We start from the raw sequence: 25,886 nt of genomic DNA, 5'->3' as shown, positions 1-25,886 counted from the left end.
TTGCCCGGATGGAATCGATTAAGAAAAGATCGCATAGCCATTCTGTCTATTTGGTTTTTGGCACTTGTCACATTAGCTGGGCTGTTTGCACCAGTGCTAGCGCCACATGATCCAACTGACACGAATATTCTTCAAAAATATGCCGGTGTGAGTCTAACATATCCGCTCGGAACGGATCAGCTGGGGAGATGCGTATTGTCGCGGCTCTTATATGGTATTCGGACAACGATGCTTGCTGCCGTGCTGACAATGTGTATCACGATGCTCATTGGCACGATACTTGGACTCATGGCTGGTTTTTTTAGAGGGAAAGTTGATGGAGCTCTAATGAGAATATGTGATGTCATGCTGTCATTTCCAGCAGAGGTGATGATTTTGGCCGTTGTGGGCATTATGGGACCTGGGCTTTTCAATATTATTTTGGCCAATGTCCTTGCAAAATGGGCTTGGTATACAAGGATGATTCGTTCGTCAGTCCTGCAATATACGAATGAACCATCTGTTCAGTTTGCGAAAGTATCTGGGGGTTCACCTTTTTATATCCTTCGAAAACATCTATTTCCTCGCATCTCAGGAGAGATTGCTGTCTTTGCTACACTTGACGCAGGCTGGGTCATTTTAAATATTTCTGCTCTGTCTTTTCTTGGATTAGGTGTGAGTGCACCTACACCGGAATGGGGCATGATGCTCAACGAGGCGAAGAATGTCATGGTGACGCACCCGGCTCACATGCTTCCGCCTGGACTTGCGATCTTATTTGTGGTCATGGCACTGAATTTTTTAGGAGACAGTCTTCAGCAGGTCATGAACCCTGCCATGCACCTTACCAACAAAAAAGGGGGGAGACGGTTTGCCTTTCATCGAGATAAAAAATCTGTCCGTACATGATCCGATTCAACAAAAGGATTTAGTGGCAAATATCACGTTTACATTACATAGACAACGTTGTTTAGGCGTTATTGGAGAAAGTGGAAGCGGAAAATCAACTGTTGCAAAAGCATTAATTGGCCTTATCCCTCCTTCGCTAGAGATGATTGGGACCATTTTGTTTGACGGTGAAAAATTGACAAGTCAGACTGCACAGCAGTGGAGAGGAAAGCGAATTGGCTACATTCCACAAGATGCTATGAATGCGTTCAATCCAATTGAAACAATTGGTCATCAAATACTTGAAACGTTCCAGCGGCATTTGGGTTTACGTGGAAAAGAAGGGACAGCACATGCGATCACTGGGCTAGAACGTGTCCATTTAAACAATCCGCATATGTTAATGAAAAAATATTCTCATGAGCTGTCGGGAGGAATGCTTCAACGTGTCATGATTGCCATTACGATCATGCTTTCTCCTGACGTGATCATTGCCGATGAGCCTACAGCATCATTAGATGCATATAACCGGCGCGAAGTCATCACACAATTACAGAGGCTGAAAGAAGAAACAGGAGCTGCCTTGATCATCATTTCTCATGATTTAGGCGTCGTTCAGGCAATCGCTGATGAATTGTTGGTGATGCACCAAGGGAAGATGCTTGAGCATCGTCATGCAAAAGAGATATTTACATCACCTGAGCATCCTCAAACGAGGCATTTACTAGAAACGAGGCTTCGCTTATCGGCACCCCTTGAAGCACTGAGGCAGCAGAAGAGAGTGAGGGCATTCCCATGCTGATCACAGCAAATCAACTACTTAAACATGGAGAAGATAAAGGGCGCTTTTTTCATAAAGAGGAATCCATAGCACGTATAGCTCAGGTTTCATTTCAGGTTGGAGAAGGTGAATGTGTCGGGTTAGTCGGTGAGAGCGGTAGTGGTAAAAGTACAATAGCACGTACGCTGCTTGGTTTAGAAACATTAGACGGCGGAGAGATAAAGATAGATGGATGGCCAGCTCATACATGGCGTAAGATGAACCGGGGGGAAATGAGTGTTGTTTTTCAGGATTATCTATCTTCTGTCCATCCTTCCTTTACAGTGAAAGAGATCATAGCAGAACCCATGCAAATAATAAAGCGAAACATGAATATGAACCAAAAAGTGTTGTCCCTGCTCAAGCAAGTAAGACTTCCATCGTCTTTGCTAAATCAATATGCTCATCAGCTAAGCGGCGGTCAGCTCCAGCGTGTATGCATAGCAAGAGCCATATCGACGAATCCAGCCATTCTCATCTTAGATGAAGTCCTTAGCTCACTTGACGTTTCTGTCCAAGTTCAAATATTGGAGCTTCTTGAGACATTAAAGCAAGAGTTAGATATGACCATTCTCATGATTACCCATGATCTAGAGGCAGCCGTTTATTTATGTGATCGACTTCTTTTTTTACATGAGGGAAAACTTGTGGAAGAATGTAAAAGTGACCAGCTGTTTGAAGCGACTCATCCATTTACGCTCAAGCTAATAGACTCACTCATGCCTTTTCAGCTTGACAAAAAATAACCAATCTTTTATCGTATACGTAATAAATGACGGAAGGGTGACCCAATGCAATGAAGTACTAATCCTATGACCTGTAAGCAAAATGAAAGAACGAAGGCAGTGAGCAAACGATATGTGTTGCTATGTTTGCTGCGTTTTCATTTTTTAGCTTCGGAATAGGATGGTACAGCTTGGGAATCAAAGATTGAAGTGATGGATACGGGGGATATGTGTGCTCATTTGATGAACCGCATGTCATTCTGTATCGATACGCTTATTTTTGTACACCATTTTGCCTCCTATTCTGAGAATAGGAGGCTTTTTCATGTCTCCTGATACGAAAGGAGAGGGTTGGATGTTACTGAGAGCCCACCAATTAAAAGTATTTAGAAAGGATCGCTTGTTATTTGATATAGAGGAGCTGGCCATTCATCCAGGGGACCGAATCGGCCTTGTGGGAACGAATGGCAGTGGGAAAACGACATTGCTCCATGTACTGGCGGGTAGGGAAAAACCAGACAGCGGCACATTTGCACACACTACAACTTGTACGCTGCTTCCTCAACTAAAGACAGGAGATGGCAGACAAAGTGGCGGAGAGATGACTCAAGCTTATATTGAGAGAGCTTTAAGTCGGCCTTCTGCCCTTTTATTAGCCGATGAACCCACGACTCACTTAGATACGGAGCATATTGAGTGGCTAGAAGAAAAGCTTCGTTATCATCAAGGTGCTCTGATTGTCGTCTCGCATGACCGTGCTTTTTTAGATGCGTTATGTACAGACATTTGGGAATTGGAGGATGGGAAACTCAAACCATACAAAGGCAACTACAGCGATTTTGCCCGGCAAAAAGAACTCGAACATCGTCAGCAAGTGGAGGCGTACGAGGCGTATACCCAAAAGAAAAAACAGTTAGAATATGCCATGCAAAAGAAAATGAAAAAGGCCGACAAAGCGACAAAGCCATCTCCAAAGCTGAAATCCTCGGGGCCTAAAATTGCGAAGCCTTATTATGCAAACAAGCAAAAAAAGCTTCAAAAAACAGCCAAATCTATTGAAACAAGAATGGAGAAATTAGAAAAGGTGGAGAAGGTGAAGGAAGTCCAGCCTCTTCAAATGACGCAGCACACCATGAAGGAAGTGGCAAGCCGCTCCATTTTTCGTGTCGAACATGTAGATGGCATGGCAGGAGATAAAGTCCTTTGGAAAAAGGCGAATGTAGAAGTAAGAGGCGGAGACAAAGTCGCGATCATTGGAAAGAATGGGAGTGGTAAAACGACATTTCTCCGAATGCTTGTAAACGGACATCCCGGGATTTTTCGTTCAGAAGCCGTGAAGATTGGTTATTTCAGCCAAGATCTTTCAGGACTGAATCTAGATGAATCGATCTTACAAAATGCACTGGAACAGGCGATTCAAGATGAGACGATCGTTCGCACCGTTTTAGCGAGACTTGGGTTTCGGGGAGACGATGTGTATAAGCTGACGAACGTATTAAGCGGCGGGGAACGGGTGAAGACGATGCTTGCAAAGTTGCTCGTCAGTGATGCCAATGTTCTGATGCTTGATGAACCCACGAACTTTTTAGACCTTGCGGCAGTAGAAGCGCTTGAAGGACTTTTAAAAGATTACCCGGGCACAGTTGTGTTTGTCTCCCACGACAGGAGGCTCATTGAGCAGGTGGCTACTCGTATTCTTCATGTGCACGAGGGTACCATTGAACGCTTTGATGGCACCTATGAAGAATATAAACAAAAGGAAGAAAAGCCAGCTGCTACAAAGAAAGAAGAAGAGCTCCTGCTGATTGATATGCAGCTGTCTGAAGTGCTCAGTCGTTTAAGCATCGAGCCTTCTCGTGAGCTTGAAGAGACGTTTCAAGCATTGTTAAAAAGAAAGAAGTTGTTAGAGTCATAAAAAAAAGCCCCTGTGTTTACTGCACAGGGGTCTGTTCGTTTCGTTCTTTTTTCAATTGTTCAAGTTCGCTGACTGTGACAAGCTGGTAGCCTTGTTTGGTGAGTTCATGTATGATCTTCACTGCTGCTCGAGCAGAGCTGTCATAAATATCGTGCATGAGTACGGTTTTGCCATCTGCTGCATGTGAGAGAACATGGCTTGTGATCTGCTGGCTGTTGCGAATTTTCCAGTCTTCAGGATCGACATCCCACAATGAAACGTTCATGCCCACCGCTTGATTGATGTCGGGATTTGTTCCTCCATATGGCGGTCTAAAGTGCGTAGGAGTATAACCGCTGGCCTTTTCAATCAGCTTCTGCGTGTCTTTTACTTGTTTGACCGCTTCTTTTAGAGGGAGTCTCGTTAATAAAGGATGGTTATATGAATGGTTTCCGATCTCATTTCCGCTCTTTAAAATGTCGGCAAGCATTCCAGGATAATACTGAACCCTGCTTCCTAATACGAAAAAGGTGGCGTGTCCTTTATTTTCCTTCAGCGCTGCTAAAATGGTTGACGTTGTGGCTGGGTTTGGACCATCATCAAATGTGAGTGCGATGGCTTTTTTATTCGGATCAAGCTTTGGCTTTTGCGGCAGCTTGACGGCTTTTCTTTTTGGATTCGGTTCTTTGATTTCATTCTGATTTTTGGTCTTATTCATATATTCAGGCTTCAAGATATCTTTTAGCAGCGTCTTTTTGATCGCCAGCGTTTGCGGACCTAAGTCCTTTGCGGCTACTTGAGAAGCTGGGAAATAGAACTCTATATATTTCTCTTTTAAGGCGAATTGACTGAAGTTTTGATCAGTAGGGGCTGTTCCTTTTTGAAGGAGTGATAGATCCTTAGACAAGGTTTTATCTTTTTTAAGCTCCGTGTATGTAATATAGGATAATTTTTTCAAATAGTCCTTTTTTGGTTGAAATAAATCTTTTGTGTCAAGAAAGTCTTTTTTCTGAAAATCGAAATTGATTGTGACGTGATGAGTGGTCCCATTTTGCTGACCTGTATATGTGTAGGTCGTAAAATAAATGGCCGCAGATTGTTTTGCATAGTGCACCATGTCATAGTCAATATTCAGTTCAAACCGTTTGTTTTCATCAATGTCCTTTGCTTCACTAAATGTCTTTTTGAAATGCTCTAATGCTGAATTCGCATAGCTTTGAATCTTGTCATCTAGCTTTTTTTGATGAAAAAGTGGATAGTTCACCGCATATCTCATAAACTTCCCGTCATTTACAAGAGTGACAATTTCAACATTTTTATAATTCGTATCCTGCTTCACATTTTTCTTCTCTGTACCGCTTGCTTGCTGATTTTGAAAGAATGCAACTGCTCCAATGACGATGGCAAGCGCAAATAGGATGATACTCCATTTTCCCTTTACTGACACAACTTTCAATTCTCCTCTCATGACGGGTCATTCTTTATTCCTTTGACATCTTTTTGTAATATTTTTATAACAATTGACTTACTTTTGTAATTTTAGGGGATTTTCATGCGGAATGTCAACTATTTTCCTATTAAACTACTGTAAAAAATGATAGGTCTTTCAGAACGAGAAAAAGCAGAAGGAAAGAATTCTCTTATTTGCCGTCTACACATACCTTCAATAATTAAAAAATGAGCCGCACATTGATTTTTCAGAGGCTGACGGCTATAATTTTGATGATTATGATTCTCATTTTCAAACTGACTTTTAATGAAGAAAAGGATGACACCGATTTTGCCGGATAAGCGAACATCTCAACAAAAACGATCATCACCTATTTTGTTCTTTTTATTGTTTTTTCTCGCGGTCATTGGTTTATTGGCGGCTATGTTTTTGGCTGTTTCATACGGTGCAAAGTCATTGTCTTTGCAAACGGTCTGGACAGCTGTGTTTGACTATCAGTCTCATGTGACAGAGCAGCAGATCATTCATGAAATAAGGCTTCCGCGTGTGCTAGGAGCTGCACTTGTTGGAGCGGCCTTTGCTGTGGCAGGTGCGCTGATGCAAGGCATTACAAGAAATCCGCTGGCAGATGCCGGGATATTAGGCATTAACGGCGGTGCGATGTTTGTAGTCGCTCTCTGTTTTGCTTTTTTTCCAGGAATGCCTTATTCCGCATTGATGTTATTTTCTTTTTTTGGGGCCGTTCTCAGTACGCTGCTGATCTTTGCCATTGGGGCGGCTGGCGGCGTGCTGACCCCACTTCGGCTCACTGTAGCTGGAGCTGTTGTTGCCGCATTGCTGCATGCGCTAAGCTCGGGTATCGCCATTTACTTTGATCTCAGTCAGGATCTAGCTTTTTGGTATGCAGGGGGTGTGGCAGGTGTCAAATGGCCGCAGCTGATGATCCTTGCTCCAGTCATTCTCATTGTCATCGTTTGGGCGATGTTATTAGGACGATCCCTCTCGTTATTATCACTTGGTGAAGATGTAGCTGCGAATTTAGGGGTGAAAACCCGGCAAGTGCGAATACTAGGTATGGCAGCTGCGGTTCTGCTGGCAGGCGTTTCTGTATCGGCGGTTGGGTCTATTGGGTTTGTCGGGCTTGTCATTCCGCATATTGCACGAAAGCTGGTTGGGGTCAATTATCGTTTCGTCATTCCGATGTCAGCGATTTTAGGCGCAATGCTTCTCGTCTTCGCTGATCTTGCCAGCCGGACAGTAAATCCGCCAAGAGAGCTTGCCATTGGCGTCATGGTGGCACTTGTTGGTGTTCCTTTCTTCTTATATATTGCCAGAAAAGAAGGGAGGAACCTGTCATGAAAGAGAAACGGCGTGCTCTTGTCGTGACAGCCGTTTTGCTTTGTCTGAGTGCGGCTGTCGTGCTGTATAGTTTAAATACCGGCACGCTGAAACTCAGTCCTCTCGTTGTCGTCAAAACGTTATTTGGCTTTGGAGATTTCCAAAGTGAGACGGTGCTGTTTGATTATCGTCTGCCTCGAATCGTCGTGACGATACTAGCTGGAATAGGTCTAGGTATCGCAGGTGGTATTTTGCAGAGTTTATCCCGCAATCCACTGGCCGATCCTGGGATTATCGGTCTGAATGCAGGAGCCGCATTCGGCTTAATCATCTTTGTGACGTATTTTCACGTACTAGAAGGAAATCCATCTTTACTCATTCCGCTCTTTACATTTGGTGGAGGCCTACTTGCGGCGGCAGTCATCGTTCTTCTTGCGTACGACAGGCATGAAGGGCTTGTACCTATCCGGCTGATCCTTGTTGGAATTGCCGTAGCTGCGGGGTTTAGTGCATTGACGTTATATTTGTCATTGAAACTGGATGAAGATACATACACCTTCGCTTCAAGGTGGCTTGTGGGAAATGTATGGGGAAGAGACTGGATTCATGTGCTTGCGCTCCTGCCTTGGATCGTATGTCTTGTCCCGCTTACGCTCATGCAGTCCAGCACACTCAATGCGTTAACATTAGGTGATGCCGTCGCCTCAAGTGTCGGAGTACGTGTAGAGCGCAAACGACTTTTTCTTCTCACCTTAGCTGTTGGTCTAGCGAGTGCAAGTGTATCGATGACAGGCGGAATTGGTTTTATTGGCCTTGTTGCACCTCATTTGGCAAGGCGTCTTGTCGGCTCACTGCACCAATATTTTTTACCAGTGAGCGCCTTGCTTGGATTGTTGATTTTGGTCAGTGCTGATACACTCGGACGTTCCATATTTGCCCCAAATGCCATCCCAGCGGGTGTGGTTGTGGCTTTTATCGGAGCACCTTATTTTCTCTATTTACTAACAAAAACAAAATAAGAAAGAGGAACTCATCATGAAAAAAGTACTTGTGTTTGGTTTAACGCTCTGTTTCTTGATTCTGGCCGCTTGTGGTCAACAGGAAACAAAGAAGACAACAAATCAAGATGAAAACGGAACACCTAAGATTGCGTCCTTGTCGATTCATTTAACAAATGATTTATTAGCACTCGGTATAAAACCTGCTGGCTCTGTTGTAGGGGGAGACTTAAAAGATTTCCTTCCACATGCGAAAAAGCAGCTTAGCCAAACGAAAAAGCTGGGCATTGCAGCAGATCCTGATATGGAGTCATTGCTTGCTTTAAAACCAGATGTCATTTACGTCGATGAAGAACTAGCTGGACAAGACTTATCAAAATACAAGAAAATCGCCAAAACCGAAGTGTTTAATTTAAATGATGGCACATGGCGTGATCATTTGAAAAAAATCGGCAAGCTCGTCAATAAAGAAAAAGAAGCCGATCAATATATTAAGGACTACAATCAAGAAGCAAAAGAAGTCAAATCACTCATCCAGAAAAAGATTGGAAATGGAAAAGTGATGGCAATTCGTGTAACAGCAAAAGAGCTTCGAGTATTTAGTATGAAACGTCCGATGGGGCCAATTTTATACGATGATTTAGGACTGACACCTGTAGATGGTGTGAAAAAACTGGACAGCAAACGTCCATTTGAAGTCATTTCTCAAGAAGTGCTTCCTGACTTTGATGCAGATGCTATTTTTGTCGTCGTGAACCGTGATGATAAGGCGCAACAGGCATTCAAACAGTTAGAGCAGACGCCGATTTGGAAAGGCCTAAAAGCTGTGAAGAAAAACCAAGTGTATCCGATTGCCGATCAGCCATGGCTAGATTATTCAGCTTTAGGCAACAAAATGGCAATGGATGAAGCAAAAAAGATGTTCTCTAAATAATCAGCACATAAATCAAGGCATCATTCCGCATCTAGGAATGATGTCTCTTTTTTTGATTCATTCTTCTATTCATTCGCTTTTTGCATACATATGAGAGGGAACGAGCAGTATCGTCCAAGGGGAGGGGTTACAGTTGAAGGTTCAAAAAATTAGTGCAGGCACTATAGCGAGGCTTGTGCTGCTTTTATTGGCACTTGTGAACAGCGCTCTCACCGCTGCAGGAAAAAGCCCAATTCCAATTGATGAAGAAGGTGTGCAACAATTCATTACGTTAGCCTTTCTTGGCATCACATCACTATGGGCCTATTGGAAGAACAATGATATTACGAAAAAAGCACGAACAAAAAAAGAAGAATAATAGAAAACAGAGCCTTTTCATGCAAAAAGGCTCTCAGCGTGTAGAGAAACCCTCGCATTCGGTGTCAGTCCTGCGCGGGTACTCACGAATGTCAAATTCGCTCCGCAAAAGTAGCTGTCCTTCCTAGACTGCTATCACGCTGAAAAGAAGACAAAGGGCTAAAATAAGTTCATTTTAGCCCTTTGTCCATAAACTGAATAGAGCCTTTTCATACAAAAAGGCTCTATTTCATCGAAGCGACAAGCGCCTCTCCCCGCAAATTGGTTTGATCTCAGTGGCTTACGCCCGGTGTTCTCCCATATTGGTAAGAAACGCTTTCACTTCCTCGATGGTTAAGCCAATGGCCTTTGCTTCACTCATGAGACGCTTCCATTCTGACATATTTGAGTCGGTCAGCTTTCTCTGATGGACATGTAACGTCTTTCCTTCCTGCTCCTTTCTGTAGGTTTGGAGCAGCTGATACAGTTCTTCTTTAGGCATGCCGGATTGGACGGCATGAACGATATGATCCCGCCACTCCTGTTCACCGCCCTCAGCGTAATGAAACATCATCGTTTCTGCATCAAACAGCTCTTGTAAATCAATGTCTAGTGATGAGGATACCTTTTTTAAAAACTGGACAGATGGATTACGGTGGACACCACGCTCAATTTTACTCAAATACGATTTAGAGACATGGGCATCTTCAGCCAATTGCTGGATTGAGTATCCTTTCCTCTTTCGGTAAATTCGTATCACCTTGCCTATCATTCGATATATGATCTCCCTTCTCCCCGGCGAATCGTACTGCGACCTTTTCGTTCATTATAAGAAATAAATTGTTCTTTATAAAATTCAAAAACGTAAGAAACAGGAAGTAAACAAAAGAAAACGAACGATTTCGTTCTTTAAAAAGAACTATAAGACCTATTATGACATTTTTCTTTGCGGGTATTATCTTTTATAATCCAATCATTAACAAAAAGAAACCATATATAACCTTTTTATGATGAAATCGGGAGGTATCTATGAATGAGAATATAGGTTTTAAGCAGCTGTTTTCTGTCATAAAAGAGAAAATGGCCCTTCTGATCCTGATTGTCCTGATCGTAACGGGCATTTCAGCCTACTATCAGTTCTATGTCTCGACTCCTGTATATCAGGCAACCACTCAAATTCTTGTTCATAAACGAAGCAATGATGCACAAGCGAATTTAAACGATATTCAGATGAACCTTCAATATACACGTACCTTTCAAGTCCTATTAAAAAGTCCAATCGTTATTGAAAAAGTAAAAGAAACACTCAATCTTACAGAATCGGCGGAAGGATTAAAACACAAAATTGCCACAAGTACAGAAAATGAGTCAGAGGTCATAAATATTTCTGTACAAGATGAGGACCGAGCGAAGGCAGTAGCCATTGCGAATACAGCCACAGAGGTGCTGCAAGAAGAAATCAAAAAAACCATGAATATGGATCGCATTAATGTTTTGTCTGAAGCCAAGCTGTCCAACACGATACTGATGAACTCACGTAAATTCGTTCACATCGTTCTGGCACTAGGCGCCTCTGTATTAGGGGGAATGACACTCATTTTCTTAATGAATTTACTCGATGATACGGTAAAACGAACACATCAAATAAGAGAAGAGATCGGATTGCCGTCGCTCGGCAGTGTCTATCAGATGCAGGCAGACAGGAGGGCAAAAAAAGACAAGCAGTCCGTCATAACGGGAGGACAGAACATTGATTTTTAAGAGGAAAAAACGAGAAAAAAGAGATTTATCCTGTATTTCTGTATTAAATCCTCACTCTGTCATTGCGGAACAATTCCGAACGATCCGAACGAACATCGAATTCACGTCGATTCAAACGAGGCTGAAGTCGATATTGGTTACATCCTCCTTGCCGAAGGAAGGAAAATCATTTACGGCTGCAAACTTGGCAGCTGTTTTTGCACAGCAGAAAAAACGGGTTTTGCTCATGGATGCTGATTTACGTAAACCAGCCATTCATGAATATTTTGATCTGAGTCCGCACACCGGATTGACCAATGTGCTATTAAATAATTGCAGTTTGGAAGAAGCCATTTTGCCTACACCAATTGAGCATTTAGAGCTGCTTCCGAGTGGGACCATTCCGCCAAATCCCGCTGAGCTGCTTTCCTCCTCTGTGATGAAGCAGCTATTTTACGAGATTGAGCAGCAGTATGACATGGTGATTGTTGATTCCACACCGCTTCTGCCTGTAGCCGATGCAAAAATATTAGCGAACCGAACGGATGGAAGCATTCTTGTGGTTTTAAGCGGTAAAACGAAGATTGCCGCTGTGAAGAAATCAAAAGAAGTATTAGAGGGGACGACAGGGAAACTGCTTGGGGCGATGCTAAATGGCAAGAAAGTGAAAAAGGGAAGGCACTATATGTATTAAAGAGATTGATAGGTGATGTCTCCTAATCTTTAACAACGGAGGCACTCGATCCTGCTGTGGGCATGACATATGCCTTAGATGCTCGTCATCGGTAGTGGGATGTGAGGACGGGTTTGATGCCCATTTTATGTAAGAATAGTGATGCTTTAAAAAGGGGGAGGAGCGTTGACTTACGCCCAAAGATTATCAATCATCGTGGCACTAGATTCATATCTCATTTTAGTTGCCGTCTTTTTTGGCTTTCAATTTGTCCAAGAGGCAGCGTTAACCGTATATACATTTGAAATGCTCGTCATTTCTTCGCTCAGTCTACTGATCGGGCACCATTTGTTTTCGTATATTTTTCACGTGTACAAGCAAGTATGGGCCTATACAGGGGTTAGAGAGCTATTTTCTTTAATGAAGACCTTCGCGTGTTCATTTTTATTTTCCATGACGATGCTGTACATTTTTGTGCAGACATGGCCATTTCGCTTTTTATTTATTGTCTGGCTTTTCCATGTGTTATTCATCGGTGCATCTCGTATGGCATCCAGGCTGTTTCATGATGGTGCGAAGCGGTATCAAGTTGAAAAGGAGCGGGCACTAATCATTGGTGCTGGATCAGCCGGGACCATTATCGTTCGTCAGCTTCAGCAGTCAAGTGATGTACATATTGAGCCAGTCGCTTTCATTGATGATGACAAAACAAAGCATAAGCTTGAAATTATGGGGCTGCCTGTTCTTGGGGGAAAAGAACATATTCAAACGGCTGTTGCGATGATGGATATTCAAAAAATCATTATCGCCATTCCATCCAAAAGCAGTCACACATTAAAAGGACTGTATAAGGAATGTGTAGCGACTGGAATCAAAACACAGATTATGCCGGAAATGGAACAGATTTTAAAAGGAACCCATGCGCTGAATCAATTGCGGGATGTACAGCCAGAGGATTTGCTTGGAAGAGAGCCGATTCAATTAGATACAAGCCGTCTATCCGTTCACCTAAAAGGAAAAACGATTATGGTGACAGGAGCTGGCGGGTCTATCGGGTCAGAAATCTGTCGTCAAATTTGTGTATTTGCCCCTCGGGCGATTGTGCTTGTGGGACATGGAGAATTTAGCATTCATTCTATTTTACTAGAGCTGAAAGAATTGTATGGAGATAGCATTAGCCTATATCCACAAATTGCGGATATTCAAGATAAACAAAAAATGAGTGAAATCGTTGGTCATTTTCAGCCGGATATGATTTATCATGCCGCCGCGCATAAACATGTCCCGCTCATGGAAATTAGCCCGAAAGAAGCGGTAAAAAACAATATTATCGGGACAAAAAATGTGGCAGAAGCTGCACATGAGCACGGAGTTGAAACATTTGTCCTCATCTCATCTGACAAAGCGGTCAACCCTGCCAATGTGATGGGAGCCACAAAGCGGTTTGCTGAAATGGTGATTATGCAAATGGGGGCAAGCAGTGAAACGAAATTTGTCGCCGTCCGGTTTGGGAATGTACTCGGAAGCCGGGGCAGTGTCATTCCGATCTTTAAAAAACAAATTGAAAAAGGTGGGCCAGTGACTGTCACGCACCCAGCCATGACAAGATATTTTATGACGATACCAGAAGCATCAAGGCTTGTTATTCAAGCTGGTGCACTAGCAGAAGGAAGGCAGATTTTTGTTTTAGATATGGGGGAGCCAGTCAAAATTGTCGACCTCGCAGAAAACCTCATTCACCTCTCAGGCTACACCACAGACCAGATTCCAATCACATTTACGGGTATTCGTCCCGGAGAGAAAATGTACGAGGAGTTACTCAACCAGCATGAAAAAGCACAGGAGCAAATTTTCCCAAAAATCCATATCGGCCATGCCTTGGATGGAGATCCGTATGTGCTGAACCGCTTTATTCACGAATTTAACATGATGAGTGACGATCAATTAAGACAGGCCTTGTTTGCCGCCATTGAGTCGCATGATGTATTGCCTGAACCGATGCAACGAGAGGAGGAGCCACTTGCTAATGAAGAAAAAAGTCTTGTTTTGCGCAACGGTTGATTATCATTTTAAGGCGTTCCATCTCCCGTATTTCAGATGGTTTCAGGAACAAGGATGGGAAGTGCATACAGCGGCAAATGGCCAGCTGGAGCTGCCGTATGTGGATCAAGCGCATTCCATTCCGATTCAGCGTTCCCCTTTTCATCTGCACAACCGGCTTGCTTATGTGAAGCTGAAAAAGCTGTTAGAAAAAGAGCATTATCAGTTCATCCATTGTCACACACCGATGGGGAGTGTCATTGGCAGGCTAGCGGCCAAAGGAGCGCGCAAAAAAGGGACGAAAGTTCTTTACACAGCGCATGGCTTTCACTTTTGGAAGGGGGCACCGCTTCAAAATTGGCTGCTTTATTATCCAGTTGAGAGATGGTTCGTTCAATATACAGATGCACTCATCACCATTAATGGAGAAGACTATGAAAGAGCCGATCGTCTGTCAAAAGAGAAGGCAGCTGTGCATTATGTTCCCGGTATGGGTGTGGATATGAAGCGGTTTGCACCAGTTGATGACACAGAAAAAGACCGCCTTCGCAAAGCATATGGTTTTACCACGCAAGATTTTATCGTGCTGTGTGCTGGTGAATTAAATGACAATAAAAATCAAGGTATGCTCATCAAAGCTTGCGCGCAGGTGTATCGGAATATACCACAAGTGAAAATTGTATTTGCTGGAGAAGGGACAAGTCGGTCGTCCTATGAAAAGCTGGTCTGTCAGCTGAATCTTGAGGAACATGTACAGTTTGCGGGATTTTGCAAACACATCGAAGATTGGATGCATATGAGCGATGTATGTGTATCAACCAGCTTGAGAGAAGGACTTGGGATGAATCTTCTTGAAGCGATGTCTGCTGAAAAGCCGGTGATTGCAACAGAAAATAGAGGGCATTGTGAGCTCGTCAAACATGGAGTGAACGGCTTTTTAGTCAAACCGCATGATGTGAATGGTTTAGCCGTTTATTTACAGCAGCTCTATCATAAAAAGGACCAGCTTCACCTAATGGGGAAAGCGGGACGTTCTATGGCTCACGCATTTGCACAGGAGCAGACGGTAAGTGCAATGGAGGAAATTTACACAACGTATATGGACCAAAAAGAGAAGGTGATGTGAGCATGCGTCAGCCGAAAGTATCGATTATCATGGGTGTTTACAATTGCCAAGAGACAGTAGAAGAAAGCATTGAATCGATTCTCCGTCAAACCTATGAAAACTGGGAGCTCATCATATGTGATGATGCATCAACAGATGGCACCTATGAAAAAGTGCTGCACTATACCATGCGTGATCCCGATAGAATTCGCCTCATCCGAAACGAACACAATCAAAGACTTGCCGCCAGTTTAAATCGTTGTCTCACTGAAGCGAATGGAGAACTGATTGCAAGACAGGATGGCGACGATATATCGGTGTCTACACGATTAGAAAAACAGGTTCATTTCCTTGAAGCACATCCGGAATATGATGTGGTTGGGACGGCGATGACGGTGTTTGATGAGTCAGGGGCGAAGGGTGTTCGAGCACTTGTCTCAGAGCCTGATCGAAGGGTGCTAGCAAGAGGAACGCCTTTTTGTCATGGGACGATTATGATGAGAGCGTCTGCCTACAAGGCTTTAAATGGCTATCGTTCTGTAAAAACAACCAGACGGATGGAAGATATCGATCTTTGGATTCGTTTTTTTGCTGGGGGGAGAAAAGGCTTTAATCTGCAAGAGCCCTTATACCTTGTAAGGGAGGATGAAGCGGCCTTTCAGCGCCGGAAATTCCGATATTCCATGGACAATGCCTGGCTTGTGTTAAAAGCATGCAAGCAATTAAAATTGTCGCCGTTTGATTATCTCTTTGCGCTTAAGCCGGTCATCCGTGCCTGTATGTCACCAAAGATCATGAGGTTTTATCATCAGCGGAAACTTGGAGGATCTATGGTGAAAAGGAGGACGATTCGGGATGAGTGAGCCAAAGCGTGTACTTCATGTTGTGGGCGGAATGAACAGAGGCGGTGCAGAAACGATGATCATGAATATCTATCGTGCAATCGACCGAAATGTTCTTCAATTTGATTTCATTACCCACCGGGAGGATGTCTGTGATTACGATGAGGAAATTCATCAGCTTGGCGGGCGGATTTTTTATGTCCCAAGTATTGGAACGTCCTCTCCATGGACGTTTGTCAAAACGTTGACGAAGACGATCAAGCAAACGGGACCTTATCAGGCGGTGCATGCACATACAGATTTTCAAACGGGCTTTTCTGCCCTTGCTGCGAAACTCGCAGGTGTGAAGATACGCATTTGCCATTCACATAATACGGCTTGGAAACAGTCTCCTAGCCGGGTTGATCATTTGATGCTCAAAGGATTTCGTCAGCTGATCTTTGCCTTTTCTACGCAGCTTGTTGCATGCGGTGAAGATGCCGGTGTCTTTTTATTTGGACAAAAAAGAATGCACGATGGACGAGTGGACATTTTACCAAATGGGATTGATTTGGACTTTTTTTTTCAGTTGGAGCCAGAAGCGAAGGTGATGATGAAAAAAGACCTCCATCTTCACGAGAGAAAACTGATCATTGGACATATTGGCCGATTTCATGAGCAGAAAAACCATGTTTTTTTCATCGAATTAGCGCAGACACTGAAAAAACAAGGGGTCTCCTTTCAGCTAGTTCTCATAGGAGATGGGCCGCTCCGGCCAGTGGTTGAATCATATGCAGTGAAAGCCGGATTAATGGAAGACATTGTGTTTACGGGCGTTGTCTCAGAGGTTCCGAAGTATATGAAAGCATTTGATGTGTTTGTGATGCCGTCTTTGTTTGAAGGTCTTCCTCTCGTATTAGTGGAAGCGCAGGCATCTGGACTCCCATGTGTGATTTCAGATCATATCACAAAGGAAGTCGATTTAGGCTGTGGGCTTGTGAAACGGAAATCCTTGCAAGATTCAGCACATGAGTGGATGAAAGCCATACTAGAAGCCTACCATGCAGACCCTCCTCTTCAGGAGACGATTATTTCTCAGCTTGGCCTTAGAGGATTTGATGTGAAACAGAACATCACCCGTGTGATGAATGTGTATGGATTATAAGGAAGGATTGGCAGATGGCGGTTTATTTGGTGAACATGATCATGGTCTATTTATGGTCGAGCTTTGCTGCATTTTATGGCAGACGTGATGATACCATACAAAGCGGCTGGCGGCCGAACAAGCTTCTGGTGTTTTTTCCATTTTTATTTCTTTGTATTGTGGCGGGCATACGCTACAAAGTAGGAACTGATTTCGTCACCTATGGACAAATGTATGAGTTCTCCGTCAACTATGACAAGCCTTGGCATATCTTTGGATTTGGTGTGGATAAGGCGGCCACTGATCCGGGCTTTACATTGATCTTGTGGATGCTCAATCAACTGTCACATGAGCCGCAAATCATGTATATCACAGTTGGGATCATCACCTATTTTTTTATTATCAAAACACTTGTGCGATATGGACGGCCATTTGAGCTTAGTATGCTGCTATTTCTCGGCACATTTCATTATTACGCTTCGTTTAATGGCATGCGGCAGTATATGGTGGCGGCGATTCTTTTTTATGCCATCCGATTTGTCATCAAAGGTCAGTGGAAATGGTATTTTCCGCTCGTGCTTGTATGCGCGCTGTTTCATTCCTCGGCACTCATTATGATTCCAGTCTATTTCATCGTCAGAACAAAGGCATGGTCTTGGATGATGCTTGTGTTATGCATGATTTTTCTCGGCTTAACCGCTCTGTATGACCGCTTTGTTTCCGTGTTTGTGGTGATGCTGCAAGGGAGTTCTTATGGTCATTACGAGGAGTGGCTGACAACGAATACGAATGGAATGAACGTGACGAAAATTGGTGTCTTGATTTTACCGTTATTGCTTGCGTTCTTTTGTCGAAAACGACTTCGTGAGCTGACGCCAGAGAGTGATTATATTGTGAATTTTTGCTTGCTTGGATTTTTGTTTGGCATCCTTGCAACGAAGGATGTCATTTATGCAAGATTTCATATTTACTTTGGTCTGTATCAGCTCATTTTACTGCCTTATTTCACACGGATTTTTGATCAGCGAACCAATTTCTTTATGTATATCGGAATTGCGGTTTGCTATATTTTGTACAGCATCATGCTGATGCCGTTTGATTCTTCTGTTTTACCGTACCGAACAATTTTTACAAAGTAGATTTGAAGAAAGGTGGGGCTTGCTGTCATGCCAGCTATCAGTCTATTGGTCGCAATCTATAACACTAGTCAATATGTGGAGCAGTGTCTTCAATCGATTGCAGACCAAAGCTTTTCAGATATAGAGGTCATCCTCATTAACGATGGATCTACCGATCACAGTGGAGACATCCTTGAAGCGTTTGCTGCGCGTGATGAGCGATTTCGGGTGATTCACCAAACCAATCAAGGGCTGGGAGCGGTGAGGAACAGGGGCATAGAAGAAGCAAGAGGAGCGTATCTTGCCTTTGTTGATTCAGACGATGTTCTCGCTCCTCAATACTGTGAGGCTTTATATCAAGAAGCCGAAAATACCGGTGCCGATCTTGTTGTCAGTGAATATTGGATTCAGTTTGAACAGTCAAAACGGATCATACCGACGACGCTGTTAGCTCAGCAGGAAGCCGATAAGACAAGTTTAATAGAATCGTTATTACATGGTGAGATCACGGGATTCTCATGGAACAAGCTGTATCGGCGGGCATTTATCGAAAAGCATCATATCCGTTTTCCGTTGAGAGGTGAGCTTGAGAATATTGAAGATCAATATGTCACGCTGCGCTGTTTTTCTTTATCACGTGTCATTGCCTTTGTTCATGAGCCGCTTTATTATTACCGGGTTCATTTGTCATCCATTGTCCAGCGATATCAAAAGCAGTATTTTCAGCATGGACTGGCGTTTTATGATGCGCAGCGTTTGTTTTTAAAAGAGCATGATGAGCTGACACCATATGAGAAGGCTTTTTATTTTTTTATCGTGAATCATACGCTGCATTGTATGCTCAATGAATGGAAGAGCCAAAATTCCCTTTCCTTTCAAAAAAAGCTTGATCATATGCGTGAAATGGTGACACATGAAGCTTTTCAGAAGGCTGTGAAACAAGTGGAACCATCGAAGCTGACTGTGCGAAAGCGAATGATCTTATTCCTTGCTAGGCTGCAGTGGGTGTATCCGCTCTCTGCCGCAGCTTCAAGCTATCAAAAATGGATTGAATATCAAACGAGAAAATCGGGGTGATGAGTGTGACATTGCAGCAATTAAAAGCACATGCCGCAGAGTGGCTGCTCTTAAAGGTCAAATATCCACTTCAATATAGGTTGAGCCGCCAAAGACTGCCAGAGCTGCGTCATCAGAAGAAAATCATTCTCACGCTGCTGCCGGCACATGACAACTTAGGTGATCATGCGATTGCCTATGCCAGCTGCTGTTTTCTACAAAAGCACTTTCCAGACTATCAAATCATAGAAATAGACATGCAGGAGATGTATCGTCTAGCACGTCCGCTGAAGCACGCGCGGCACCCAGAGGACATTGTCTGTATCATCGGCGGGGGCAACATGGGCGATTTATATCGATATGAAGAATGGACAAGACAATTTATCATGAACGCCTTTAAGTCCTATCCCGTCATTCAGCTGCCCGCTACTGCTCATTTTACAGAAACAAAGAGAGGGAAAAGAGAAGAACGCCGCGCTATTCAAGCATATCAGCAACACCCGAGGCTTCTCTTGATGGCAAGAGATCAAACCACCTATCAATGGATGAAGCAGCATTTTCCTAATAAAGAGGTGTGGAAACAGCCTGATATGGTCCTGACATTAGACGAAACATCAAAGAGTCAAACCCGTAAAGGAGTGCTGCTTTGTCTGCGTGAGGATAAGGAGGCATATCTCACGAAAGAGAAACGAGAACAACTGCAGGAGCATATCAAAGAAACGTATGATCAAGTTGGTTTTATCACAACAACCATTGGGAAGCGAGTGAATCGAACGACTCGTTTAGAGGAATTATCTACGTTATGGACGCAGTTGAGACAGGCACAAGTCGTCGTGACAGATCGACTGCATGGCATGATCTTTTGTGCGATCACACATACACCGTGTGTTGTCATCAGGTCGTTTGATCATAAAGTCATGGAAGGATATGAATGGGTAGCGCACTTGCCATTTATGACCCTTTTGAAGGAACCAACGGAGGAAGCGGTGAAAAAGGCCATTCATCAGCATATGAAAACAAGCGGACAAAAGGGAGAGGAAGCTGGATGAAGGCCCTTAAACACTGCGTGAAATCACCATGAACCGTGCGTTTCTTTACAATGTCAGTGCAAATGTGATGACGTTTATCTTGATGATGCTGATGTCTGTTTGTTTAACGCCTTACATTGTTCATACACTTGGAGTGGAAGCGTTTGGTCTGATTCATCTGACGCAAAATATGATCAATTATTTATCGGTCATTACGGCTTCATTAAGTGCTGTGGTGGTGCGTTTTTTTTCTGTTGCCGCTCATAAAGGAGAGATGGAACAAGCGCAGCGCTATCTCGCTTCCTATTTTGTCAGTTCTCTTTTTTTATCCATCTGTCTTTTTTTACTTTGTCTATTCATGTCTCAGCAGCTGATTGATTGGCTCCATGTGCCTGCTCATCTTGCAAAAGATACACAGATCGCCTTTGTGTTAGGGGGTCTTTTATTTATGCTCAATTTCGTCATGTCTGGTATTGGGGCGGCACCGTTTTATGCGAACAAATTATATGTATCGAGTGTTGGACAGGCCATTCAGATGTTTGGCAGGGCGCTTGTGATTGTGCTGTTATTTACCGTGACGACACCAGCTATTTGGCATATTCCACTTGCAGCCATTATGGGGAGTCTCGCCGCTTTGGGAATGGGTCTCTATTATTTTAAGAAACTCATTCCTTGGTTTTCGTTTAAGTGGCGGTACGTTTCTTTATCTTCAAGTCTCACGCTGGTTCGATCAGGGGTGTGGCATTCATTTGAGCAAATGGGCATTTTGTTGTTTTTACAAATCGATTTATTGATGACCAACTTACTGATTGGGGCAGAAGCGACTGGACAGTATGCCGCCATTTTACAATTTCCATTATTATTGCGCACCCTTGCAGGGACACTTGCGATTGTGTTTGCGCCAACGATCACAAAATTATATTCAAACCAAGACGAGCAGGGGCTCATTCAATACGCCGCCAATGCCATGAAATGGAGTGGTTTATTTGTGGCATTCCCCGCAGCTCTGTTAGGAGGTCTTGCCGGTCCGCTCATGCTGTTATGGCTTGGACCAGCCTTTGAGGAACTGAAATGGCTGCTGATGATTCATGCGGCTTATTTGTGTTTCACATTGATGTTTTTACCGCTGACCTATGTACCGACTGCCTTTAACCGATTTAAAGTGCCGGCGGTTGTGACACTCATATTAGGCGGTTCCAATGTCCTCTTAGCCTATGGACTGACTCACCTACTTCAGCTTGGGTTATATGGCATTGCATCAGCAGGGGCCGTTGTTTTATTGATGAAAAATATCGTTTTTCTCCCATTGTATACAGCCAAGATCACGAAACAGAAAAGCACCATCTTTTACAAACATACAGTCATTCCGCTGTTTGGGGCTCTATTCATATGGGGGATCTGTGCCGGCATTCAGGCTGTGTATGATGTGACGAGATGGTGGGAGCTATTTTGTATTGGCGGAATATGTTTCGTTCTCTACTTAGGCTATTTGTATCAATTTGCAGGAACAAAACAAGAGCGGATACAGCTCATGCGTAAGGTGAAACAAGCTGCTATTGAACGAGCTGTCTCCCGCTAGTGTGGAAAGGAGAAGCAATGATGAAAAGAATAATAGATGTGGTCGTGGCACTGACACTGCTCATCGCAGGGAGTCCTCTTTTCCTTCTCATCTATGGACTCATTCGGTGGAAAATCGGAGCTCCTGTGGTGTTTCGACAAGAACGGCCTGGTCTGTACGGACAGCCGTTTATGCTTTATAAATTTCGGACGATGACCGAGGAACGCGATGAACATGGCGTACTGCTTCCAGACCATCTTCGATTAACAAAAACCGGCGCCTTTATTCGCAAGCTCAGTCTTGATGAATTGCCGCAGCTTGTCAATGTACTCAAAGGGGAAATCAGTCTCGTTGGACCAAGACCGCTTTTAATGGAGTATTTACAAATGTACACAGAGGAGCAAGCGAAGCGTCATCTTGTGAAGCCTGGTATCACTGGATGGGCCCAGGTGAATGGGAGAAATACTCTCTCTTGGGAGGAGAAATTCACCTATGACCTCTGGTATGTAGAGCACCAATCGTTTTGGCTCGATATAAAAATCTTATGGATGACCTTACTGAAAGTCATCAAAACAGAAGGGGTGCAGCAACCAAATCATGCAACAGCTGAAAAATTCAAAGGAACCGATACGTAAAGAGCAGCCCATTGGCTTAATAGGGGCTGGCGGACACAGCAAGGTCATTCAGGAGTTGATTTTTTTGCATCCTGATTACTCATTGTGTGCGGTATTAGACGATCGATTTGAGGAAGCTTACACTCGAACCGGCATTCTGTATGGTCCGATTTCTATGAGTCAAAAGGTAAGTGAGGAAATACCTGATATGCAATGGCTGATCGCCATTGGGCAAAACGAAATCAGACAGGGGATCAAAGAACGTCTCGCATTTGAAGAGAGGGCATTTGCCACACTGATTCATCCAGAGGCAGTTGTGAGCTCGTCAACGAAGGTTGGCCGGGGAACGGTTGTGATGGCAAGGGCTGTTGTGCAAGCAGATGCAGTGATTGGTGAGCATGCCATTATCAACACCGGTTCTATCGTGGAGCATGATTGCTTTCTCGAATCCTTTACGCACCTATCCCCGGGAGCCGTGCTCACCGGTTGTGTCTCTGTGCGAGAGGGTGCTCATATTGGAGCTGGGGCTGCTGTCATACCTGGCAGAACCATTGGAAGCTGGGCAGTGATCGGCGCAGGAGCGGCAGTGACCCGAGATATACATGATCAGAAAGTCGCCGTAGGCGTTCCTGCAATTGAGATCAAAGATCGAAGAGAAGGTGGGAAATCATGAGAGACAGGAAACGAATCTACTTATCTCCTCCTCATATGAGTGGAAAAGAACAGATGAAAATAGAGGAGGCATTTAAAAGCAATTGGATTGCACCATTAGGACCGCTTGTAAATGAATTTGAGCAAGTGGTCGCGGATTATGCAGGCGTGAAGTGTGGAGCGGCATTATCTTCAGGAACAGCAGCCATTCACCTTGCCTTAAAACTCCTTGGCGTTCAAAAGGGAGATATGGTCTTTTGTTCCACTCTCACATTTGTTGCCAGTGCAAATCCTATTTTATATGAACAAGCGACGCCTGTTTTTATTGATTCAGAAAAAGAGACATGGAATATGTGTCCACTGGCGTTAGAGAAAGCCTTTGCTGAAACAAAACGACTTGGGAAAAGACCCCGTGCGGTTATTGTCGTTCATTTATACGGACAAAGTGCGAAAATGGATGAAATCATAGCGGTGTGTGAGGCATATGATGTGCCAATCATTGAAGATGCGGCTGAATCGTTAGGCAGTATATATAAAGGAAGAAAAAGTGGTTCAATGGGCAGGTTCGGTGTGTACTCTTTTAACGGAAATAAAATCATTACAACATCAGGAGGCGGAATGCTTGTCAGTGATGATGAAGCAGCCATCGACCGCTGCCGATTTCTCGCGTCACAGGCAAGAGAACATGCCCTACACTATGAACATCAAGAGGAGGGATATAACTATCGGATGAGTAACCTGCTCGCAGGTGTAGGAATTGCACAAATGGAAGTGTTAGAGGAGCGTGTTCAGCAAAAACGCCGCATTTTCGAGCGTTATCAAGATGCTTTAGCCGATATTGAAGGCCTTCAATTTATGCCAGAATATCAAGAAACCACATCAAACCGCTGGCTGACCACATTCACCATTGATCATCATGCACAGATGTCTCCAGTAGAGATGATAGATGCTTTAGAACAAAAGCAGATCGAAGCAAGGCGTGTATGGAAGCCACTGCACCAGCAGCCGCTCTTTCATGGTTATCCTTTTTATACAACAGCCGATGAAGTCCCTGCATCTGAGTTGTTATTTGAGACAGGTCTTTGCCTGCCATCTGGTACAAGCATGACAGACGCGGAACAGGAGCTGGTCATTGATACACTGTACAACGCCCTGCAAAAGAAAGCATTACCCTCCTCATAGGCTGCTCGTTCATCAGCAGCCTGCCTCTCTTTTTAACAAATCCCTTAATTTATGGAATAATAAGGAATATATATTGTTATTTCGTTTCAAATATGATATTGACAACAGAGTCCTTCCTCCTTAAAATGAAAATGATTATCAGCATCAATTAGGAGGAGCAACCAACTTATGTCGATTTGGAGTAATTTTCCGAAAATTAAAATAAATACAATATTACCTATCCTACTGATCTTCTTACTAGTAGGCTGTTCTCAAGCAAATAATGGAGCAGGTGGAGACAAGGATCATCCTGATATGATCACCATGGCATGGCCAAGAGATATTGGCGAAATGAATCCACACATATACAATCCATCACAATTGTTTGCCCAATCCATGATTTACGAACCATTGGTGAGCTATCAGAAAAATGGAAAGCTTAAACCTGAATTAGCAAAATCATGGGATGTTTCCAAGGATGGCAAGGTGTATACGTTCCATCTTAGAGACAATGTCACGTTTTCAGATGGATCTAAATTTAATGCGAACATTGTGAAAAAGAATTTTGATACGATTTTAAAAAACAAAGAAGTACATAGCTGGTTAGGTGTCATAAAGAAAATCAAAAAGACAGAAGCAGTGGACAAGCAAACGTTTAAACTCACATTAACTGAGCCTTATTATCCAACTGTTCAGGAGTTAGCTGTTGTGCGCCCTGTTCGTTTCCTAGGAGAAGCAGGTTTTCCGAAAAACGGAGATACATCAAAAGGAATCGAAAAACCAGTGGGGACAGGTCCTTGGGTATTAAAGACGTACAAAAAAGATGATTACGCGATTTTTGAACGAAATGACCACTACTGGGGAGAGAAACCAAAGGTCAAAGAAATCAAAGTGAAGGTCATTCCAGATGCCGAAACAAGAGTGATGGCATTTGAAAAAGGCGATGTAGATTTACTTTATGGAGAAGGAACGATTAGCCTTGATGCTTTTAAACAACTAGAGGCGAGCGGCAAGTATGAAACGAAGATGTCAGAGCCTGTAGCCACAAGACAGCTTGTCATGAACACAAAAGTCGATCAGCTGTCAGATCAGAAAGTGCGTCACGCCCTTCAGTATGCGATCAATAAAACATCATTGGTGGAAGGTGTGACCTCTGGCTTAGAGGATGTAGCAGATCACATCTTGCCGACAAACATGCCATATACGTCAGGCATCCGGGTGAAATCTTTCCAATATGATGTGGACAAAGCGAAGGCTTTACTGGAAGAAGCGGGCTGGACGCTTCCAAAAGGAAAAACCATACGGGAAAAAGACGGAAAAACGCTTGAGTTTAGTATGATGTATGACTCAGCAGAATCGATTCAAAAAACAATGGCTGAAACACTGCAGGCAGAATGGGCAACCATTGGCGTTGGCGTCAAACTTGAAGGTGTCGAGCTGGCGACGCAGGTTCAGCGGTTTAAAGCGAACAAATTTGATATGAACTTCTTTAGCAATTACGGAGCGCCGTATGATCCGCATACATTTATGAACGTTGTCTCATCAGATGGTTTTGGATTCAAAGAGGCGATCTCAGCGTATCCGAATAAAGATAAGCTGATCAAAGAAATGACGGAGATTCCATCGACAACAAATGAAAACAAACGCAAAGCACTTTATTCGTCCGTCTTATCTTCCTTGCAAGATCAAGGGGCGATTGTGCCAATCTCTTATTTTAAAAAGACAGCTGTTTATCAAAAAGATGTGAAGGACTTTGATTTCCCTGCGAATCGAGATGAACACCCTTTCACAGGCATCAAGCTGAAGTAACAGAAG

24 protein-coding genes are annotated in these 25,886 nt (G+C 43.6%); 22 read left to right on the top strand and 2 right to left on the bottom strand.

What is annotated here, in order from left to right:
• The 4 genes from opp1C (at position 1) to abc-f (ending at position 4,327) form a co-directional block, all read left to right on the top strand.
• Positions 1-888, top strand: a complete 888-nt coding sequence (gene opp1C, locus MHB38_RS16370; protein ID WP_073412772.1) for a nickel/cobalt ABC transporter permease — start codon at positions 1-3, stop codon at positions 886-888.
• Positions 851-1,669, top strand: coding sequence for an ABC transporter ATP-binding protein (locus MHB38_RS16365; RefSeq protein WP_073412770.1), 819 nt, complete (start codon positions 851-853; stop codon positions 1,667-1,669). The genes opp1C and MHB38_RS16365 overlap by 38 nt, the downstream gene beginning before the upstream one ends.
• Positions 1,663-2,433 (top strand): ABC transporter ATP-binding protein, encoded by a 771-nt coding sequence (locus MHB38_RS16360; protein ID WP_046527391.1) that lies wholly within the window; start codon positions 1,663-1,665, stop codon positions 2,431-2,433. Before MHB38_RS16365 ends, MHB38_RS16360 begins: the two co-directional genes overlap by 7 nt.
• Before the next feature lie 334 nt (positions 2,434-2,767).
• The gene (gene abc-f / locus MHB38_RS16355; protein ID WP_341004318.1) at positions 2,768-4,327 is read left to right on the top strand and encodes a ribosomal protection-like ABC-F family protein; all 1,560 of its coding nucleotides are present in this window, start codon (positions 2,768-2,770) and stop codon (positions 4,325-4,327) included.
• A 16-nt stretch (positions 4,328-4,343) separates the two neighbouring features.
• On the opposite strand, the gene MHB38_RS16350 is transcribed toward abc-f, so the two are convergent.
• Positions 4,344-5,753, bottom strand: a complete 1,410-nt coding sequence (locus MHB38_RS16350) for a polysaccharide deacetylase family protein (RefSeq protein ID WP_060781445.1) — start codon at positions 5,751-5,753, stop codon at positions 4,344-4,346.
• A 426-nt stretch (positions 5,754-6,179) separates the two neighbouring features.
• Here MHB38_RS16350 and MHB38_RS16345 point away from each other — a divergent pair, with 426 nt between their 5' ends.
• The 4 genes from MHB38_RS16345 to MHB38_RS16330 all read left to right on the top strand — a co-directional run bounded on the left by MHB38_RS16345 (position 6,180) and on the right by MHB38_RS16330 (position 9,384).
• Positions 6,180-7,115 carry a FecCD family ABC transporter permease gene (locus MHB38_RS16345; RefSeq protein WP_341004316.1) on the top strand — a complete coding sequence of 312 codons (936 nt, stop codon included), beginning with the start codon at positions 6,180-6,182 and terminating at the stop codon, positions 7,113-7,115.
• Complete coding sequence (locus MHB38_RS16340) at positions 7,112-8,113, top strand: FecCD family ABC transporter permease (protein ID WP_025208010.1); 1,002 nt, start codon at positions 7,112-7,114, stop codon at positions 8,111-8,113. The genes MHB38_RS16345 and MHB38_RS16340 overlap by 4 nt, the downstream gene beginning before the upstream one ends.
• A gap of 16 nt (positions 8,114-8,129) precedes the next feature.
• On the top strand, positions 8,130-9,026 hold the full coding sequence (locus MHB38_RS16335; protein ID WP_007500130.1) for an iron-hydroxamate ABC transporter substrate-binding protein: 897 nt from the start codon (positions 8,130-8,132) through the stop codon (positions 9,024-9,026).
• 133 nt (positions 9,027-9,159) lie between these two features.
• On the top strand, positions 9,160-9,384 hold the full coding sequence (locus tag MHB38_RS16330; RefSeq protein WP_008347764.1) for a phage holin: 225 nt from the start codon (positions 9,160-9,162) through the stop codon (positions 9,382-9,384).
• Between the two features lie 279 nt (positions 9,385-9,663).
• Here the strand turns inward: MHB38_RS16330 and slrR are convergent, their stop codons facing one another.
• Positions 9,664-10,134 carry an HTH-type transcriptional regulator SlrR gene (gene slrR / locus MHB38_RS16325; RefSeq protein WP_045034019.1) on the bottom strand — a complete coding sequence of 157 codons (471 nt, stop codon included), beginning with the start codon at positions 10,132-10,134 and terminating at the stop codon, positions 9,664-9,666.
• A 257-nt stretch (positions 10,135-10,391) separates the two neighbouring features.
• On the opposite strand from slrR, the gene MHB38_RS16320 reads away from it, so the two are divergent.
• From MHB38_RS16320 to nikA, 14 genes are all read left to right on the top strand, one after another.
• The gene (locus MHB38_RS16320; protein ID WP_108610999.1) at positions 10,392-11,123 is read left to right on the top strand and encodes a YveK family protein; all 732 of its coding nucleotides are present in this window, start codon (positions 10,392-10,394) and stop codon (positions 11,121-11,123) included.
• Complete coding sequence (locus MHB38_RS16315; RefSeq protein ID WP_008347761.1) at positions 11,113-11,796, top strand: CpsD/CapB family tyrosine-protein kinase; 684 nt, start codon at positions 11,113-11,115, stop codon at positions 11,794-11,796. The genes MHB38_RS16320 and MHB38_RS16315 overlap by 11 nt, the downstream gene beginning before the upstream one ends.
• A 165-nt stretch (positions 11,797-11,961) precedes the next feature.
• Positions 11,962-13,836, top strand: a complete 1,875-nt coding sequence (locus MHB38_RS16310) for a polysaccharide biosynthesis protein (RefSeq protein ID WP_019743108.1) — start codon at positions 11,962-11,964, stop codon at positions 13,834-13,836.
• Entirely contained in the window at positions 13,802-14,941 is a 1,140-nt protein-coding gene (locus MHB38_RS16305) for a glycosyltransferase family 4 protein (protein ID WP_202734205.1), read from the top strand. Before MHB38_RS16310 ends, MHB38_RS16305 begins: the two co-directional genes overlap by 35 nt.
• Before the next feature lie 2 nt (positions 14,942-14,943).
• Complete coding sequence (locus MHB38_RS16300; RefSeq protein WP_202734206.1) at positions 14,944-15,783, top strand: glycosyltransferase family 2 protein; 840 nt, start codon at positions 14,944-14,946, stop codon at positions 15,781-15,783.
• Entirely contained in the window at positions 15,776-16,906 is a 1,131-nt protein-coding gene (locus MHB38_RS16295) for a glycosyltransferase family 1 protein (RefSeq protein WP_202734207.1), read from the top strand. Before MHB38_RS16300 ends, MHB38_RS16295 begins: the two co-directional genes overlap by 8 nt.
• A gap of 14 nt (positions 16,907-16,920) precedes the next feature.
• Positions 16,921-18,024, top strand: coding sequence for an EpsG family protein (locus tag MHB38_RS16290; RefSeq protein WP_035701465.1), 1,104 nt, complete (start codon positions 16,921-16,923; stop codon positions 18,022-18,024).
• A 27-nt stretch (positions 18,025-18,051) separates the two neighbouring features.
• Positions 18,052-19,080 carry a glycosyltransferase family 2 protein gene (locus tag MHB38_RS16285; RefSeq protein WP_202734208.1) on the top strand — a complete coding sequence of 343 codons (1,029 nt, stop codon included), beginning with the start codon at positions 18,052-18,054 and terminating at the stop codon, positions 19,078-19,080.
• Positions 19,080-20,108, top strand: coding sequence for a polysaccharide pyruvyl transferase family protein (locus tag MHB38_RS16280; RefSeq protein ID WP_341003981.1), 1,029 nt, complete (start codon positions 19,080-19,082; stop codon positions 20,106-20,108). The genes MHB38_RS16285 and MHB38_RS16280 overlap by 1 nt, the downstream gene beginning before the upstream one ends.
• A gap of 28 nt (positions 20,109-20,136) precedes the next feature.
• The gene (locus tag MHB38_RS16275; RefSeq protein ID WP_251186085.1) at positions 20,137-21,666 is read left to right on the top strand and encodes an MATE family efflux transporter; all 1,530 of its coding nucleotides are present in this window, start codon (positions 20,137-20,139) and stop codon (positions 21,664-21,666) included.
• Positions 21,667-21,686: 20 nt separating this feature from the next.
• Entirely contained in the window at positions 21,687-22,280 is a 594-nt protein-coding gene (locus MHB38_RS16270; protein WP_060781438.1) for a sugar transferase, read from the top strand.
• Positions 22,243-22,932 (top strand): acetyltransferase, encoded by a 690-nt coding sequence (locus MHB38_RS16265; RefSeq protein WP_060781437.1) that lies wholly within the window; start codon positions 22,243-22,245, stop codon positions 22,930-22,932. The genes MHB38_RS16270 and MHB38_RS16265 overlap by 38 nt, the downstream gene beginning before the upstream one ends.
• Positions 22,929-24,092 carry a DegT/DnrJ/EryC1/StrS family aminotransferase gene (locus MHB38_RS16260; RefSeq protein ID WP_116306243.1) on the top strand — a complete coding sequence of 388 codons (1,164 nt, stop codon included), beginning with the start codon at positions 22,929-22,931 and terminating at the stop codon, positions 24,090-24,092. Before MHB38_RS16265 ends, MHB38_RS16260 begins: the two co-directional genes overlap by 4 nt.
• A 168-nt stretch (positions 24,093-24,260) precedes the next feature.
• Complete coding sequence (gene nikA, locus MHB38_RS16255; RefSeq protein ID WP_108610991.1) at positions 24,261-25,880, top strand: nickel ABC transporter substrate-binding protein; 1,620 nt, start codon at positions 24,261-24,263, stop codon at positions 25,878-25,880.
• The last annotated feature ends 6 nt before the right edge of the window (positions 25,881-25,886 follow it).

Origin of the sequence: Bacillus sp. FSL K6-3176, assembly GCF_038003325.1 — a bacterium.
Classification (GTDB): Bacteria; Bacillota; Bacilli; order Bacillales; family Bacillaceae; genus Bacillus; species Bacillus altitudinis.
This window is presented reverse-complemented; position numbering and strand designations above follow the sequence as displayed.

Excerpts from the sequence above, each read along its gene's own strand:
- MHB38_RS16270 (WP_060781438.1), top strand. The coding sequence starts at position 21,687 with ATGAAAAGAATAATAGATGTGGTCGTGGCACTGACACTGCTCATCGCA.
- slrR (WP_045034019.1), bottom strand. The coding sequence starts at position 10,134 with ATGATAGGCAAGGTGATACGAATTTACCGAAAGAGGAAAGGATACTCA.
- MHB38_RS16275 (WP_251186085.1), top strand. The coding sequence starts at position 20,137 with ATGAACCGTGCGTTTCTTTACAATGTCAGTGCAAATGTGATGACGTTT.
- MHB38_RS16290 (WP_035701465.1), top strand. The coding sequence starts at position 16,921 with ATGGCGGTTTATTTGGTGAACATGATCATGGTCTATTTATGGTCGAGC.
- abc-f (WP_341004318.1), top strand. The coding sequence starts at position 2,768 with ATGTTACTGAGAGCCCACCAATTAAAAGTATTTAGAAAGGATCGCTTG.
- nikA (WP_108610991.1), top strand. The coding sequence starts at position 24,261 with ATGTCGATTTGGAGTAATTTTCCGAAAATTAAAATAAATACAATATTA.
- MHB38_RS16280 (WP_341003981.1), top strand. The coding sequence starts at position 19,080 with ATGAGTGTGACATTGCAGCAATTAAAAGCACATGCCGCAGAGTGGCTG.
- MHB38_RS16360 (WP_046527391.1), top strand. The coding sequence starts at position 1,663 with ATGCTGATCACAGCAAATCAACTACTTAAACATGGAGAAGATAAAGGG.
- MHB38_RS16300 (WP_202734206.1), top strand. The coding sequence starts at position 14,944 with ATGCGTCAGCCGAAAGTATCGATTATCATGGGTGTTTACAATTGCCAA.
- MHB38_RS16320 (WP_108610999.1), top strand. The coding sequence starts at position 10,392 with ATGAATGAGAATATAGGTTTTAAGCAGCTGTTTTCTGTCATAAAAGAG.
- MHB38_RS16295 (WP_202734207.1), top strand. The coding sequence starts at position 15,776 with ATGAGTGAGCCAAAGCGTGTACTTCATGTTGTGGGCGGAATGAACAGA.
- MHB38_RS16285 (WP_202734208.1), top strand. The coding sequence starts at position 18,052 with ATGCCAGCTATCAGTCTATTGGTCGCAATCTATAACACTAGTCAATAT.
- MHB38_RS16345 (WP_341004316.1), top strand. The coding sequence starts at position 6,180 with ATGTTTTTGGCTGTTTCATACGGTGCAAAGTCATTGTCTTTGCAAACG.
- MHB38_RS16335 (WP_007500130.1), top strand. The coding sequence starts at position 8,130 with ATGAAAAAAGTACTTGTGTTTGGTTTAACGCTCTGTTTCTTGATTCTG.
- MHB38_RS16260 (WP_116306243.1), top strand. The coding sequence starts at position 22,929 with ATGAGAGACAGGAAACGAATCTACTTATCTCCTCCTCATATGAGTGGA.
- MHB38_RS16340 (WP_025208010.1), top strand. The coding sequence starts at position 7,112 with ATGAAAGAGAAACGGCGTGCTCTTGTCGTGACAGCCGTTTTGCTTTGT.
- MHB38_RS16265 (WP_060781437.1), top strand. The coding sequence starts at position 22,243 with ATGCAACAGCTGAAAAATTCAAAGGAACCGATACGTAAAGAGCAGCCC.
- MHB38_RS16305 (WP_202734205.1), top strand. The coding sequence starts at position 13,802 with ATGAAGAAAAAAGTCTTGTTTTGCGCAACGGTTGATTATCATTTTAAG.